The 13,381-nt window shown below is 66.7% G+C and carries 13 protein-coding genes; 7 read left to right on the forward strand and 6 right to left on the reverse strand.

All coding sequences use genetic code 11. The features are described from left to right. Positions 1-15: 15 nt before the first annotated feature. The 4 genes from ruvB to ruvC are packed head-to-tail and all read right to left on the reverse strand — an operon-like array spanning position 16 to position 3,103. Positions 16-1,044: a Holliday junction branch migration DNA helicase RuvB gene (gene ruvB, locus GL284_RS02300; RefSeq protein WP_155043046.1), complete on the reverse strand. Its 1,029-nt coding sequence runs from the start codon at positions 1,042-1,044 to the stop codon at positions 16-18. A gap of 3 nt (positions 1,045-1,047) precedes the next feature. Next, a complete protein-coding gene (gene htpX / locus GL284_RS02305; protein ID WP_155043047.1) occupies positions 1,048-1,917 on the reverse strand; it encodes a zinc metalloprotease HtpX in 870 nt (289 codons plus the stop codon). A 6-nt stretch (positions 1,918-1,923) separates the two neighbouring features. Further along, the gene (gene ruvA / locus GL284_RS02310) at positions 1,924-2,598 is read right to left on the reverse strand and encodes a Holliday junction branch migration protein RuvA (protein WP_155043048.1); all 675 of its coding nucleotides are present in this window, start codon (positions 2,596-2,598) and stop codon (positions 1,924-1,926) included. 10 nt (positions 2,599-2,608) lie between these two features. After that, positions 2,609-3,103: a crossover junction endodeoxyribonuclease RuvC gene (gene ruvC / locus GL284_RS02315; RefSeq protein WP_155043049.1), complete on the reverse strand. Its 495-nt coding sequence runs from the start codon at positions 3,101-3,103 to the stop codon at positions 2,609-2,611. A gap of 124 nt (positions 3,104-3,227) precedes the next feature. Here ruvC and GL284_RS02320 point away from each other — a divergent pair, with 124 nt between their 5' ends. Genes GL284_RS02320 through GL284_RS02345 form a run of 6 tightly spaced genes read left to right on the forward strand, consistent with a single transcriptional unit; the run spans position 3,228 to position 9,178 of the window. Continuing rightward, positions 3,228-6,077, forward strand: a complete 2,850-nt coding sequence (locus GL284_RS02320) for a monovalent cation/H+ antiporter subunit A (RefSeq protein ID WP_155043050.1) — start codon at positions 3,228-3,230, stop codon at positions 6,075-6,077. Further along, a complete protein-coding gene (locus tag GL284_RS02325; protein WP_155043051.1) occupies positions 6,077-6,469 on the forward strand; it encodes a Na+/H+ antiporter subunit C in 393 nt (130 codons plus the stop codon). The genes GL284_RS02320 and GL284_RS02325 overlap by 1 nt, the downstream gene beginning before the upstream one ends. After that, on the forward strand, positions 6,466-8,058 hold the full coding sequence (locus GL284_RS02330; RefSeq protein WP_155043052.1) for a monovalent cation/H+ antiporter subunit D: 1,593 nt from the start codon (positions 6,466-6,468) through the stop codon (positions 8,056-8,058). The genes GL284_RS02325 and GL284_RS02330 overlap by 4 nt, the downstream gene beginning before the upstream one ends. After that, positions 8,055-8,546 (forward strand): Na+/H+ antiporter subunit E, encoded by a 492-nt coding sequence (locus GL284_RS02335; protein WP_155043053.1) that lies wholly within the window; start codon positions 8,055-8,057, stop codon positions 8,544-8,546. The genes GL284_RS02330 and GL284_RS02335 overlap by 4 nt, the downstream gene beginning before the upstream one ends. Next, positions 8,543-8,812 (forward strand): K+/H+ antiporter subunit F, encoded by a 270-nt coding sequence (locus tag GL284_RS02340; protein WP_155043054.1) that lies wholly within the window; start codon positions 8,543-8,545, stop codon positions 8,810-8,812. The genes GL284_RS02335 and GL284_RS02340 overlap by 4 nt, the downstream gene beginning before the upstream one ends. Before the next feature lie 18 nt (positions 8,813-8,830). Next, the gene (locus tag GL284_RS02345) at positions 8,831-9,178 is read left to right on the forward strand and encodes a Na+/H+ antiporter subunit G (RefSeq protein ID WP_155043266.1); all 348 of its coding nucleotides are present in this window, start codon (positions 8,831-8,833) and stop codon (positions 9,176-9,178) included. Between the two features lie 62 nt (positions 9,179-9,240). On the opposite strand, the gene dapA is transcribed toward GL284_RS02345, so the two are convergent. After that, positions 9,241-10,116, reverse strand: coding sequence for a 4-hydroxy-tetrahydrodipicolinate synthase (gene dapA, locus GL284_RS02350; RefSeq protein ID WP_155043055.1), 876 nt, complete (start codon positions 10,114-10,116; stop codon positions 9,241-9,243). 104 nt (positions 10,117-10,220) lie between these two features. On the opposite strand from dapA, the gene GL284_RS02355 reads away from it, so the two are divergent. Continuing rightward, positions 10,221-12,464 (forward strand): lytic transglycosylase domain-containing protein, encoded by a 2,244-nt coding sequence (locus tag GL284_RS02355; RefSeq protein ID WP_230383493.1) that lies wholly within the window; start codon positions 10,221-10,223, stop codon positions 12,462-12,464. Here the strand turns inward: GL284_RS02355 and GL284_RS02365 are convergent. Then, positions 12,418-13,374 (reverse strand): DMT family transporter, encoded by a 957-nt coding sequence (locus GL284_RS02365; RefSeq protein WP_155043056.1) that lies wholly within the window; start codon positions 13,372-13,374, stop codon positions 12,418-12,420. The genes GL284_RS02355 and GL284_RS02365 overlap by 47 nt on opposite strands. Positions 13,375-13,381: the final 7 nt, after the last annotated feature.

Genomic DNA, 13,381 nt, shown 5'->3' on the forward strand with positions numbered 1-13,381 from the left:
CAGTTCTGAACGGCCTTAGTCGTCGAACAGGCTTTCTTGCGGGGTTTTTGGCGCGTCCAGCCCCAGATGACGCCAGCCCAGCCGCGCCAGCATCCGGCCGCGCGGCGTGCGCGCCACCAGCCCCTGCTGCATCAGGAACGGCTCGATCACTTCCTCGATCGCGTCGCGGCTTTCCGACAGGGCGGCGGACAGCGTTTCCACACCCACCGGGCCGCCGCCGTAATGTTCGGCCATCAGCGTCAGATAGCGCCGGTCGGCGCTGTCCAGCCCGATATGATCGACGCCCAGCCGGGTCAGCGCGCTGTCGGCAATGGCGCGGGTCAGGCGGCCATCGCCTTCGACCAGCGCAAAGTCGATGACCCGACGCAGCAGGCGACCGGCGATGCGGGGCGTGCCGCGCGCGCGTTTGGCGATCTCGCGCGTGCCCTCGGCTTCGCTGGGAATGCCCATCAGCCGCGCCCCGCGCGACACGATCAGGTCCAGCTCGTCGATGGTATAGAATTGCAGCCGCGTCGGAATGCCAAAGCGGTCGCGCAGCGGCGTGGTCAGAAGCCCCAGCCGCGTCGTGGCGCCGACCAGCGTGAAGGGCTGCAATTCGATCCGGACGGTGCGCGCGGCGGGGCCTTCGCCGATCACCAGATCCAGCTCGAAATCCTCCATCGCCGGGTAAAGCACTTCCTCGACCGCCGGGTTCATGCGGTGGATCTCGTCGATGAACAGCACGTCGCGGGCTTCCAGATTGGTCAGGATCGCCGCAAGATCGCCCGCGCGCGCCAGCACCGGCCCCGAGGTCATCTTGAAGTTCACGCCCAGTTCGCGCGCCATGATCTGCGCCAGCGTCGTCTTGCCCAGACCCGGAGGGCCATGGAACAGCGTGTGATCCATCGCCTTGCCGCGCATCCGGGCGCTTTCGATGAAGACCCGCAGATTGGCGCGCGCCTCGGCCTGACCGACGAAATCGGCCAGCATCTGCGGACGCAGGGCGCGGTCCTCGGTATCGCCGTCCTGCGGATCGGGGCGCAGCATCGGGTCGGGCTGGATCATGCCTCAGCCCCAGGGCGCGGTGCGTTGCGCGCCGCCCGCCATGGCTTGCAGCCGGGCGATGCGATCCTCGGTCGCGGGGTGGGTGGCAAACAGCCGGTCCATGCGCATGGCGTGCAGCGGGTTGACGATATACATCGAGGCCGCCGCCGGATTGCGCTCGGCCGGGATGTTCACCACCTGACCCGCCGCGCGCGAGATCTTGGCCAGCGCGCCCGCAAGCGCCATGGGCTTGCCGCAGATTTCCGCGCCGATCCGGTCAGCCTCGTATTCGCGCGACCGCGAGATCGCCATCTGCACCAGACCCGCCGCGATGGGCGCAAAGACCATCGCAAGGATCGAGGCCAGCGCGCCGCCGCGATTGTCCCGCCCGCCGAACATCGCGGAAAACATCATCATGTTGCCCAGCATGGCGATGGCCCCCGCCATGGTCGCCGTCACCGTCATGATCAGCGTGTCGCGATGCTTGATATGGGCCAGCTCATGCGCAATGACGCCCGCCAGTTCGTCGCGCGACAGCACGCGCATGATGCCCTGCGTCACCGCGACGGCGGCGTTTTCCGGGTCGCGCCCGGTGGCGAAAGCGTTGGGTTGTTCGGTTTCCAGCACATAGACCTTGGGCATGGGCAGGTTCGCGCGCTGCGCCAGCGCGGCGACCATATCCACCAGTTCCGGCGCCTGCGCGCGCGTCACCTCATGCGCGCCCTGCTGGCGCAGCATGGCCTTGTCGCTGTTCCACCACGCCCAGATATTGCCCGCGCCAGCCACGACCAGCGCGATGATCGCGCCGCTTGTGCCCCCGATCAGCCCGCCCATCCCCATGACCAAAGCGGTCAGGGCAGCCATCAGGATGAAGGTGCGCATGTTTCCGGTCATCAATCGTTACTCCTTTGGGGCCAACAGCCGCAGGGCTGCGCGGATCAAAGCCGCGGTTGCCGCCCCGGGTTCCGCGCTGGCGGCCTGAGCGACGGCGCTTGCGGCCTCGGACGGAGCATAGCCCAGATTACCCAAGGCAGACAGCGCATCTGCCGTGGCAGCGGCGGCGCTGGGTGCGGCAGTGGCAGGTTTTCGGGTCGTGGGCGCGTCGATCACCTCTGCGTCAGGGCTGGGCAGCGGGCCCGGATCGACGGTCAGCGCGCCCCCCAGCGCCATGACGGCGGGGGCCTTGTCCTTCAGCTCCATCGCGATGCGCTGCGCCAGTTTCGGGCCGACGCCCGGCGCCTTGCGCAGGGCCGACCAGTCGCCAAGCGCCAGCGCCCGCGACAGCCCGTCCGGGCCAAGCGTTCCCAGAATTGCCTGCGCGACCTTCGCGCCCACCCCCTGAACCGAGGTCAGCAGCCGGTGCCATTCCTTTTCCAGAAGCGTGGGAAAGCCGAACAACTGCAACAGGTCTTCGCGCACCAGCAATTCGGTATAAAGCGCCGTCGCCTGACCCACGGGGGGCAGCCCGGCGGCGGTGCGTTCGCTGACGTGGACGATATAGCCCACGCCGCGCACGTCGATCAGCACATGGTCCTGTGCCCGGTGCAGAATGATGCCTGCGATACGTCCGATCATGCCCGCACCTTCACGCTTGAGCCTTAATTTTCAATGAACGGCCTTGCAGGTGATGGGCGTGGCAGATGGCGATGGCCAGCGCATCCGCAGCATCCGCGCCGCGAAACTCGGCCCCCGGCAGCAGAAAGCGCACCATGTGCTGCACCTGTTCCTTGGCGGCATGGCCGACGCCGACCACGGTTTTCTTGACGGCATTCGGGGCATATTCGCCGATGGGCAGCCCCGCTTCGGCAGCCGACAGCAGCGCGATGCCGCGCGCCTGCCCCAGTTTCAGCGTGCCGACCGCGTCCTTGTTGACAAAGGTCTGTTCGACAGCCGCCGCCTCGGGGCGGTGTTCGGCGATCACGGCGCACAGGCCGCGATACAGCGTGGCAAGGCGCGGGCCAAGTTCGTCCCCGGCCGAGTGAATGATGCCATTTGCCACATGCCGCAGGCGCGGACCGTCGGTCACGACGATGCCCCAGCCCATGTTGCGCAGTCCCGGGTCGATCCCGATGATCTTCATGCCTGCCCCAATTTTTCGGCAATGATTAGCACGAAAAGGGAACATCGGCCAGAGACTTGTGCGACTTCGGGTTGACATCCGGTCGCCCGGTCAAGGACATAGGGGGCGACAAGAAGGAGGGGACATGTCGCCAGCACTCATTGCCGCCCTACCGTTCATCGGAGCCTTGCTTCCGGCCCTGTTGATCCGCTCGGGACGCGATGTTGCGGCGACATGCTGCGCGACCGCGACCGCCATCGCCCTGTTGGGGCTTTGCCTGCACATTCCCGCCGTGATGGCGGGCGAGGTGATTACCGCCAGCTTCCAGTGGCTGCCCCAGCTTGGGCTGAATGCCAGCTTCCGCATCGACGGGCTGGGCCTGCTGTTCGGCATCCTGATCCTTGGGATCGGACTTCTGATCATCGGCTATGCCCGCTTCTATCTGGGCCGGCGCGAGCCTGTGGGCGTGTTCTATACCTATCTGATGCTGTTTCAGGGCGCGATGATGGGGATCGTGCTGTCGGACAATATCCTGCTTCTGCTGATCTTCTGGGAGCTGACCTCGTTGTCGTCCTTCCTGCTGATCGGCTTTTGGAAGCACCTGCCCGAAGGGCGGCAGGGCGCGCGCATGGCGCTGACCGTGACCGGGATGGGCGGTCTGGCGATGATCGGGGGGATGCTGATCCTTGGCAATATCGCCGGAAGCTATCAGATCGGCGACATTCTGGCGGCGGGCGATGCGATCAAGGCCAGCCCGCTTTACCTGCCCGCGCTGCTGCTGATCCTGATCGGCGCCTTCACCAAATCGGCGCAGTTCCCGTTCCATTTCTGGCTGCCTCATGCCATGGCCGCGCCGACGCCGGTCTCGGCCTATCTGCATTCGGCGACCATGGTGAAGGCGGGGATCTTCCTGATGGCGCGGCTGTGGCCGGTGCTGTCCGGCACGCCGGAATGGTTCTATATCGTTGCGACCACGGGGCTGGTCACGATGGTGCTGGGCGCGTGGATCGCCATTTTCCGCGACGATCTGAAATCGCTGCTGGCGTTTTCGACCGTCTCGCATCTGGGTCTGATCACCATGCTGCTGGGCTTCGGCACCGAAGGTGCTGCGGTCGCCGCGATGTTTCATATCGTCAACCACGCGACCTTCAAGGCGGCGCTGTTCATGACCGCAGGCATCGTCGATCATGAGGCCGGGACAAGGTCCATCGCGCGGCTGGGCGGCTTGCGGCGGCTGATGCCCGTGACCTTTGCCATCGGCACCATCGCCGCGCTGTCCATGGCCGGGATCCCGCCGCTGAACGGCTTCCTGACCAAGGAAATGATGCTGGATCAGGCCACGCAGGCGACATGGGCGGGCAATGGCAGCCTGATCTTCGTGCTGGCGACGCTGGGGGCGCTGCTGTCGGTCTGCTATTCGCTGCGCTTCGTGTGGCATGTGTTTCTGGGACCCCAGCGCCACGACTATCCGGCGCATCCGCATGACCCCAATCCCGGCCTGTGGCTGCCGCCCGCCGTCTTGGTGGTGCTGGTGGTGCTGATCGGGCTGATGCCCAATCTGATGGCTGGCTGGCTGGTCGAGGTCTCGGCCGCAGCCGTCACCGGCACCGCGCCGCATCCGCATTTCGCCTTGTGGCACGGGGTGAATCTGGCGCTGATCCTGTCGGTGATCGCGGTGCTGGGTGGTGCCGTGCTGCTGGCGCTGCATCGCCCGCTGCTGGCGGCGGTGCTGGCGCTGCCGCGCCCGAATGCCAAGCGGATGTTCGACCGCGCAGCGCAGGGATCGGTGCGGGCGGCGCGCTTTGTCACCGACCGCTTCACCAACGGCTCGATGGCGCGGGCGTTCACCGGCTTTGCGCTGACCGTGCTGCTGTGCAGCACATGGGCGTTTTCCACCGGCAACTATGCCGGTCCGCGCCGCGACATGCTGCCGGTCGAGCCGGTGCCGTTCGTGGGCTGGGTGCTGCTGATGGTCGCGACGGGCTGCATGGTCCGGTTCCATCGCAACCGCTTTCTGGCGCTGGTGCTGGTGGGCATCATCGGCGTCATCGTCTCGGGGTCGTTTCTGTATCTCTCGGCGCCGGATCTGGCGCTGACGCAGATCTCGGTCGAGGTGGTGACGGTCGTTCTGCTGCTGCTGGCGCTGAACTTCCTGCCCAAGCAGACGCGGGTCGAAGCCAGCGAGACCAGACGCGGCTTTCATGCCTTCGTGGCGGCGCTGGTCGGGCTTGGCTTCGGGGCGCTGGCCTATGTCGTGATGCGCGGCGGCTTCGATTTCGCGCCGATCTCGGAATACATGCTGGCCAACAGCTACAAGCTGGGCGGCGGCGACAATGTGGTGAACGTCATTCTGGTGGATTTCCGTGGCTATGACACCTTTGGCGAAATCACCGTGCTGGGCATCGCGGCGCTGACCATCTTTGCGCTGACCGAAACGCTGATGACCGGGGCCAGTGCGCAGCGGCTGGCGAGCTGGCAATATGACATGCGCCGCGCGGGCGCGCGCCACCCGCTGATGCTGGTGGTGGTGACGCGGCTGATCCTGCCGATGTCGCTGGTCGTGGGCATCTACATGTTCCTGCGCGGCCACAACATGCCGGGCGGCGGCTTCGTCGCCGGTCTGGTCGTGTCGATCGCGCTGGTGTCGCAATACATGGCCTCGGGCTATGCCTGGGCGATGGAACGCAACCACGTTCCCTATCACGCGCTGATCGGCGCGGGCGTCATGGCGGCGGGGATCACCGGCATCGGCGCATGGTTCAACGGGCTGCCGTTCCTGACCTCGGCCTTTGGCTATGTGAAGCTGCCGGGGCTTGAAGAGTTCGAGCTGGCCACCGCCATGGGCTTTGATCTGGGCGTGTTCCTGTGCGTGCTGGGCGCGGTGATGCTGGCGTTGAACTCGCTGTCACGCATTGCCCGCGCGGCGGGCGGCACGGTCAATGACCAGCCGATGGATGTCGATCCCAGCCAGACCGCAACCGCAGGAGACCGCTGATGGAGCTGCTTCTTTCCAGTGCCATCGGCATGATGACCGCAGCAGGCATCTATCTGATCCTGCGCCGCCGCAGCTTTGCCGTCGTGCTGGGCACGACGATGCTGAGCTATGCGATCAACCTGTTCCTGTTCTCGACCGGGCGGCTGGTGGTCAATCAGCCGCCGATCCTGCGCGACGGCGTGACCAGCTATACCGATCCGCTGCCGCAGGCGCTGGTGCTGACGGCCATCGTCATCAGCTTCGGCATGACGGCGGTGACGGTGATGATGGCGCTTGGCGCCTTTCTGGAGGGCGGAGACGACCGCGTGGACATGCCCCGCGCGGACCGCGAGCTTCCGCAAAAGCACGAAGCCGCATCTGACGACGACGACGACGCAGGAGGCCGCGCATGAACCATATCATCATCGCCCCGGTCATCCTGCCCGCCGTCATCGGTGCGCTGATCATCCTGTGGATGCGGTCTGACCTGCTGTTGCAGCGCGTGTTTTCGATTGCCGGGACCATGCTGCTGCTGGGCGTGTCGCTGTATCTGGCATGGCTGGCCAGTTCCGGCGATGTGCTGGTCTATCGCCTTGGCAACTGGGCCGCGCCCTTCGGCATCGTGCTGATGCTGGACCGGCTGGCGGGGCTGATGCTGGTGCTGACCTCGGTCATGGCGCTGGCGGTGCAGCTTTACGCCTTTGGCTCGGGCTGGGATCGCAAGGGCTGGCACTTCCACGCGCTGTGGCAGTTCCAGCTGATGGGCGTCTGCGGCGCGTTCCTGACAGGGGACGCCTTCAACCTGTTCGTGTTCTTCGAGATCCTGCTGATCGCCAGCTATGGCCTGATGACCCATGGCGGCGGCGAGATGCGGCTGCGCGCGGGCGTGCAATACATCGCCTTCAACCTTGCCGGCTCGATCCTGTTCCTTGCGGCGCTTGGGGTGCTGTATTCGGTCACCGGCACGCTGAACATGGCCGACATGGCCGCGCGGGTGGCCGCGATGCCCGAGGGGGATACCGCGCTGCTGCGCACCGGCGCCGTCATGCTGATGCTGGTCTTTGCCATCAAGGCCTCGCTGGTGCCGCTGCATTTCTGGCTGCCCTCGACCTATGCCAATGCGCCGGGGCCGGTGGCGGCGCTGTTTGCCATCATGACCAAGGTGGGGGTCTATGCGATCATCCGCTTTTTCACGCTGGTCTTTCCGCAGGATACCGTCATCGAAAGCGTGGTGATGGATCTGCTGCTGCCCGCCGCGCTGTTCACGCTGGTGCTGGGGCAACTGGGCGTGATGGGCACGCGCAATCTGGGGCGGATGGCGGCCTATGCGGCCATCGCCTCGGTGGGGATGCTGATGATCGCGGTGGCGCAGTTCACGCCGCAGGCCACCAGTGCGGCGCTGTATTACATGGTGCATTCGACGCTGGCGGGTGCGGCGCTGTTTCTGGTCGTGGACATGATCGGCGCGCGGCGCGGTGACCTGTGGCTGCGCGCCGACGGGATCATGCCGGGCAATGCAATGATCGCGGCGCTGTTCTTTGCCTCGACCATCGCCATGGCCGGGATGCCGCCGCTGTCGGGCTTTGTCGGCAAGCTGCTGGTGCTGGACGCGACCCGCGCCGCGCCGGGGGCGGTGGTGATCTGGGGCGCGGTGCTGGTGACATCGCTGATCGCCATTTACGGCTATGCCCGGGCAGGCTCGCTGGTCTTCTGGAAGGCCTATGAGACCGGGCCGGTCAAGGCGGTGATCCCCGCCAATGGCGCGCCGCTTTGGGCGCGCATCCCGACCAAGCTGGAAACGCATGAGCAGATCCAGGATCTGGGCGATGCCGCATCGCCGACGCTGGCCTTCGTGGCGGTCTGGGCGCTGCTGGCCGGGCTGGTGGCGCTGACGGTCTTTGCCGGACCCGCGATGCAGTTCGCCGAGGCGACGGCGGCGCAACTGCACGACCCGGCGGGCTATCTGTCGGCGGTGCTGCAAGGTCAGGAGGGGACGAAATGATGCGACGCCTGTTTCCCCATCCCTATCTGTCGGTGACGCTGGCGCTGGTCTGGATGCTGCTGGTGAACCGCTGGGCGGTGGGATCGCTGGTCTTTGCCATCATGATCGGCGTGGCCCTGCCGTGGCTGATCGCGCCTTACTGGCCGAATACCGCGCGCATCAAGGCACCGCACCGCATCCCCGGCTATCTGGCCATCGTGCTGGCCGATATCGTCAAGGCGAATTTCGCCGTCGCGCGGATCGTGCTGTTCACGCCGCGCAGCGACCTGAAGCCCGCATGGGTCACCGTCCCGCTGGACCTGCGCCAGCCCGAGGCGATCACCGCGCTGGCCGCCACCATCACCCTGACCCCCGGCACGCTGACCTGCGACATCTCCGAGGACGGGCGCGCCTTGCTGATCCATTGCCTGCACGCCCCCGATCCGGCCGCCGTGCTGGATGAAATCAAGACCCGCTATGAGGCCCGCCTGAAGGAGATCTTCGCATGATCGCTTATGCGCTTGCCTTTGCCTATGGCTGCTTCGGGCTGGCCATGCTGTTCTGCCTGTATCGCGTCGTGCGCGCGCCCGGCATGGGCGACCGGGTGCTGGCGCTGGACACGCTGACCATCAATGTCATCGCGCTGCTGACGATCTTTGGCATCGACCGGGGCACCGGCATCTATTTCGAGGCCTCGCTGCTGTTTGCCATGCTGGGCTTCATCTCGACCGTGGCTTACGCGAAATTCGTGCTGCGCGGCGATATCATCGAATAGGGGGTGGGGATGATGGCGATGATTGGCGAAATTCTGGTTGCGGTCCTGCTGGTGCTGGGCGGGTTTTTCGGGCTTGTCGGGTCCTATGGGCTGATCAAGCTGCCCGATCCGATGACGCGGCTGCACGCGCCGACCAAGGCCGCGACGCTGGGCGTGGGCTCGGTGCTGATCGCGTCGCTGATCTGGTTTCCCTCGCAGGGGATGGGCGTCAGCTGGCACGAATTGCTGATCACGATCTTTCTGTTCCTGACCGCGCCCGTCACCGGCAACCTGATCGCCAAGGCGAACATGCACCTGACATGGCGCAAGCAGGATATTCCGCCGCCCGCCAAGGACAAGGACTGGGCGACCTTCGCCGAGCGATAATGACAAAGCGCGGCCACCGGGGCCGCGCTTTCGGTTTTTGTGCCGTGCTGTGCTGCCCGGCCTCAGACCAGCCCGGCATGGCTCAGCGCCGCGTCGATCTGGCGCTTGGTGCCATCGGTCAGCCCTACCAGCGGCAGGCGCACGTCTTCGCCGCACAGGCCCAGACGCGACAGCGCGTATTTCGCCCCCGCCACGCCCGGCTCAAGGAAGATCGCGACATGCAGCGGCATCAGCAGATCCTGATATTCCAGCGCGCGGGCATAGTCGCCCGCCAGCGTGGCTTCCTGGAACTGGGCGCACAGGCGCGGCGCGACATTGGCCGTGACCGAGATGCAGCCGACGCCACCATGCGCATTGAAGCCAAGCGCGGTCGCGTCCTCGCCCGAAAGCTGCACGAAATCCGCGCCGCAGGTGATGCGCTGCTGGCTGACCCGCTCCAGCTTGCCGGTCGCATCCTTGACGCCGATGATGCGGGGCAGCTTTGCCAGCTCGCCCATGGTTTCGGGCGACATGTCCACGACCGAGCGGCCGGGGATGTTATAGATGATGATCGGCAGATCGCTGGCATCGTGCAGCGCGCGGAAATGCGCGATCAGACCGGCCTGCGTCGGCTTGTTGTAATAGGGCGTCACGACCAGCGCCGCATCCGCCCCCGCCGCCTGCGCGTGCTGGACCAGCCCGATGCCCTCATGCGTGGAATTCGAGCCTGCGCCCGCGATGACCGGCACGCGGCCTGCGACGGTGGCGATGACTTCCTCGACGACCTGACGGTGTTCGTCATGGCTGAGCGTGGGGCTTTCGCCTGTGGTGCCGACCGGCACAAGGCCGTGGCTGCCTTCTGCGATATGCCACTCGACCAGCTTCTTCAGCGCAGGGATGTCCACATCCCCTTTGGGGGTGAATGGCGTGACCAGCGCGGGCAAAGAGCCTTTGAACATGACAGTATCCTGAAGTTGGGTTCAGACCCGCCCTTACATGCCGAGGACCCGCTTGCCAAGGATGTGAGTTGCGCGCGCGCCCGCTTCCCCGCAGAAATGAAGCCATGATGTATCCTTTGCGCGACAGGATTTTCGGGACCGTCACGGCCCTTTTGCTGGCCTTTGGCCTGAAACCGGCCATGGCCGAGGATGCCGGGGCGCTGGCCCGGGCGCTGGATCTGTCCGCGCGGCGCGACTGGGTTGGCGCGCAGGCGCAGGCGGCGCAGTCAGGCCCCATCGCGCAGGATCTGATCCAGTGGCAGCGGCTGCGCGCGGGGCAGGGCAGTTTCCCCGATTACGCCGCCTTTGCGCTGGCGCATCGCGACTGGCCCGGCATGGCGCTGCTGTATCGCCGGGGCGATGCGACGTTGAACCCCGACCTGCCGCCCGGGCAGATCGTCGCATGGTTCGGGGACCGGCAGCCCGACACGCTGAACGGCGCGCAATCGCTGATCACCGCGCTGTCGAAGCTGGACCCCGAGGAGGCGCAGGCGGAAATCGCCCGTTTCTGGACCAGCCATCCCCTGACCGCTGCGGAAACGCAGGTCTTTGTGTCGGCGCATGGCCCACAGCTTGTCGGTCTGCATGACGCAAGGCTGGCCGCCATGCTGGACCAGCGCCAGACCGAGGCAGCGCAGGCGGTGCTGCCCTTGGCCTCGCCTGCGGCGCAGGCTTTGGGCAAGGCGCGGATCGCGACGCAAGGCGGGGCCGCCGGGGTTGATGCGCTGATCCTTGCGCTGCCCGATCAGGACCGCGCCGATGCCGGGCTGGCGCTGGACCGTTTCCGCTGGCGCGTGCGCGCCAAGATGGGCGATCTGGCGCGCGATCTGATGCTGGAGCGATCCACCAGCGCCGAGGCGTTGCGCGATCCCGAAGCATGGGCCAGCCTGCGCGCCGACTATTCCCGCGCGTCGATGCGGGCGGGCGACTGGCCGCTGGCGGAACGCTTCGCGGCCGGCCATTTCACCCCCGAGGGCAGCGACGATTTCATTGAACTGGAATGGCTGGCCGGGTTCGCCGCGTTGAAACAGGGCGCGACCGACCGGGCGGTGCAGCATTTTTCGCGGCTGGAAGCGCGGACGGTCAGCCCGATTTCCCGCTCACGCGCGCATTACTGGATGGCGCGCAGCTATGATGCGGCGGGGCAAAGCGATCAGGCGCTGGCGCAGTATCGGCAGGCGGCGGGGTGGCAGACCGCCTATTACGGCCAGTTGGCGGCAGAGCATCTGGGCCAGACCATGCAGCCCGAACTGGCGCATCCGGGCCGCGGGATCGACACGCTGCCCGACTGGCGCGGCAGCGACCTGCGGCTGAACCCGGTCTGGCAGGCGGGCGTCTGGCTGCTGGCGGCGGGCGATGCCGATCAGGCGGCGCGGTTCTTTCTGCATCTGGCCGAAACCGCCCCGCCCGAGGATATCGGCCGCATGTCCCGCCTGATGCTGGAGGTGCACCGCCCGTGGCACGCCCTGCGGCTGGCCAAGGCGGCGGCGGCCAAGGGCGTGGTCTATCCGGCGGCCTATTTCCCGCTGACCGGGCTTGAGACGAAGCCGCTGGGCCTGCCGCCGGAACTGGTGATGTCGATTGCCCGGCGCGAAAGCGAATTCAACCACACCGTCGCCTCGCCCGTGGGGGCGCTGGGGCTGATGCAGGTCATGCCCGACACCGGCCGCGCCATGGCCCGCAAGCTGGGCGAGCCTTTCGAGCAGCGCCGCATGACCCGCGATCCCGCCTATAACGCGCGGCTGGGCGCGGCCTATCTGCAGGGGCTGCGTGACAGGTTCGGGCCGTCGATTGCGCTGGTCTCATCGGGCTATAATGCCGGGCCGGGGCGTCCGGCGCGCTGGCTGGGCGATTTCGGCGATCTGCGCCGGGGCGCCGATCCGGTCGAATGGGTCGAGATGATCCCCTTTGACGAAACCCGCAACTATGTCATGCGCGTGACCGAGGCGCTGCCGATCTATCGCGCGCGCATCATGGGCCATCCCGCGCCGCTGGTGCCGACCTATGATCTGACGGGGGGCGGCATGATGCCCATCCCGCCGCAACCGCCGATCCGGCTGGCCTTTTCGCCGCGCCCGCCCATGTCGCAGCGCGCCTTGGCCGCAATGGCCGCGGGCGGCGTGCTGGCCGAGATCATCCGCCCGGCTTTGTTGATCGAGGAAGCCAGCGCCGCAGCGACGGGCGCGGCCGGCGCTGTCGTCGTCAGCCCTGCGGTGGTCAACCCCGCGGTGCCCAGCCCTGCCGTGGTCAGTCCGGCGGCGGTCAGCCCTGGATCTGCTTCGCGCGCTGACGCGACCGCCACCAGGTGAACAGTCCCGCGCCCACGACGATCAGCCCGCCAAGGGCGACGTTCGGGGCCAGCGTCTCGCCAAAGATCACCACACCGAAGATGCTGACCCAGACCAGCTGGGTATAGCTGAAGGGTTGCAGCGCAGATGCCTCGGCCAGCTCATAGGCCTTGATCAGCAGGAAATGCGCGATGGCCGCGCACAGGCACAAAACCAGCAGCCACGGGATGTCCCTTCTGGCGATGGGCTCCCAGCTGTTGATGCCGATGATGGTCATGGTGATCGCGCCCACGACCGAGGTCCAGAAGAAGCTGACGATCGCCGTATCGTCCCGCGCCACCAGCCGCGTCATCAGCCCATAGACCGCGAACATCACAGCCCCAAGGAACGGCAGCAGCGCCTGCGAGGAAAACACCCCGCTGCCCGGTTTCAGCACGATCAGGATGCCGCAAAAGCCCACGCCGACCGCCACCCAGCGCCGCCAGCCCACCTTTTCGCCAAGGATCGGCCCGGACAGGACCGAGATGATCAGCGGATAGCAGGCAAAGATCGCGTGGGTGTTGATCAGGCCCAGCCGCACGAAGGCCTCGATGGTGACGACGATCTCCAGCGCAAGGATGATGCCACGCGCCACCTGCGTCCATGGCCGCTTGCTGCGGGTGGCCGCGCGCAGCCCGCCCGGCTGGCGCATGACGATGGCCATGACGAACAGCGTGAAGAACCAATACCGCACCATGGTGATGAAGATCGGCGAATAGGTGGCCCCCAGATGCCGCGAGATGCCGTCCTGCGCCGCGAAGATGAAGGCGGCGGTGCAGATCATCAGCGTGGCGCGGCCGACCTGATCGGGGCCGCGCGCGTCAGTCGGGGGAACCGCAGGCTGCTGGATCGCGGGTTGGGGCAATGCCCCGGTCTGGTCGGTCTGGGTCATGGCTGGC

Source organism: Paracoccus shanxieyensis, assembly GCF_009711265.1.
In the GTDB taxonomy this organism is placed as follows: domain Bacteria; phylum Pseudomonadota; class Alphaproteobacteria; order Rhodobacterales; family Rhodobacteraceae; genus Paracoccus; species Paracoccus shanxieyensis.

Excerpts from the sequence above, each read along its gene's own strand:
- ruvB (WP_155043046.1), bottom strand. The coding sequence starts at position 1,044 with ATGATCCAGCCCGACCCGATGCTGCGCCCCGATCCGCAGGACGGCGAT.
- htpX (WP_155043047.1), bottom strand. The coding sequence starts at position 1,917 with ATGACCGGAAACATGCGCACCTTCATCCTGATGGCTGCCCTGACCGCT.
- ruvA (WP_155043048.1), bottom strand. The coding sequence starts at position 2,598 with ATGATCGGACGTATCGCAGGCATCATTCTGCACCGGGCACAGGACCAT.
- ruvC (WP_155043049.1), bottom strand. The coding sequence starts at position 3,103 with ATGAAGATCATCGGGATCGACCCGGGACTGCGCAACATGGGCTGGGGC.
- GL284_RS02320 (WP_155043050.1), top strand. The coding sequence starts at position 3,228 with ATGTCGCCAGCACTCATTGCCGCCCTACCGTTCATCGGAGCCTTGCTT.
- GL284_RS02325 (WP_155043051.1), top strand. The coding sequence starts at position 6,077 with ATGGAGCTGCTTCTTTCCAGTGCCATCGGCATGATGACCGCAGCAGGC.
- GL284_RS02330 (WP_155043052.1), top strand. The coding sequence starts at position 6,466 with ATGAACCATATCATCATCGCCCCGGTCATCCTGCCCGCCGTCATCGGT.
- GL284_RS02335 (WP_155043053.1), top strand. The coding sequence starts at position 8,055 with ATGATGCGACGCCTGTTTCCCCATCCCTATCTGTCGGTGACGCTGGCG.
- GL284_RS02340 (WP_155043054.1), top strand. The coding sequence starts at position 8,543 with ATGATCGCTTATGCGCTTGCCTTTGCCTATGGCTGCTTCGGGCTGGCC.
- GL284_RS02345 (WP_155043266.1), top strand. The coding sequence starts at position 8,831 with ATGATTGGCGAAATTCTGGTTGCGGTCCTGCTGGTGCTGGGCGGGTTT.
- dapA (WP_155043055.1), bottom strand. The coding sequence starts at position 10,116 with ATGTTCAAAGGCTCTTTGCCCGCGCTGGTCACGCCATTCACCCCCAAA.
- GL284_RS02355 (WP_230383493.1), top strand. The coding sequence starts at position 10,221 with ATGATGTATCCTTTGCGCGACAGGATTTTCGGGACCGTCACGGCCCTT.
- GL284_RS02365 (WP_155043056.1), bottom strand. The coding sequence starts at position 13,374 with ATGACCCAGACCGACCAGACCGGGGCATTGCCCCAACCCGCGATCCAG.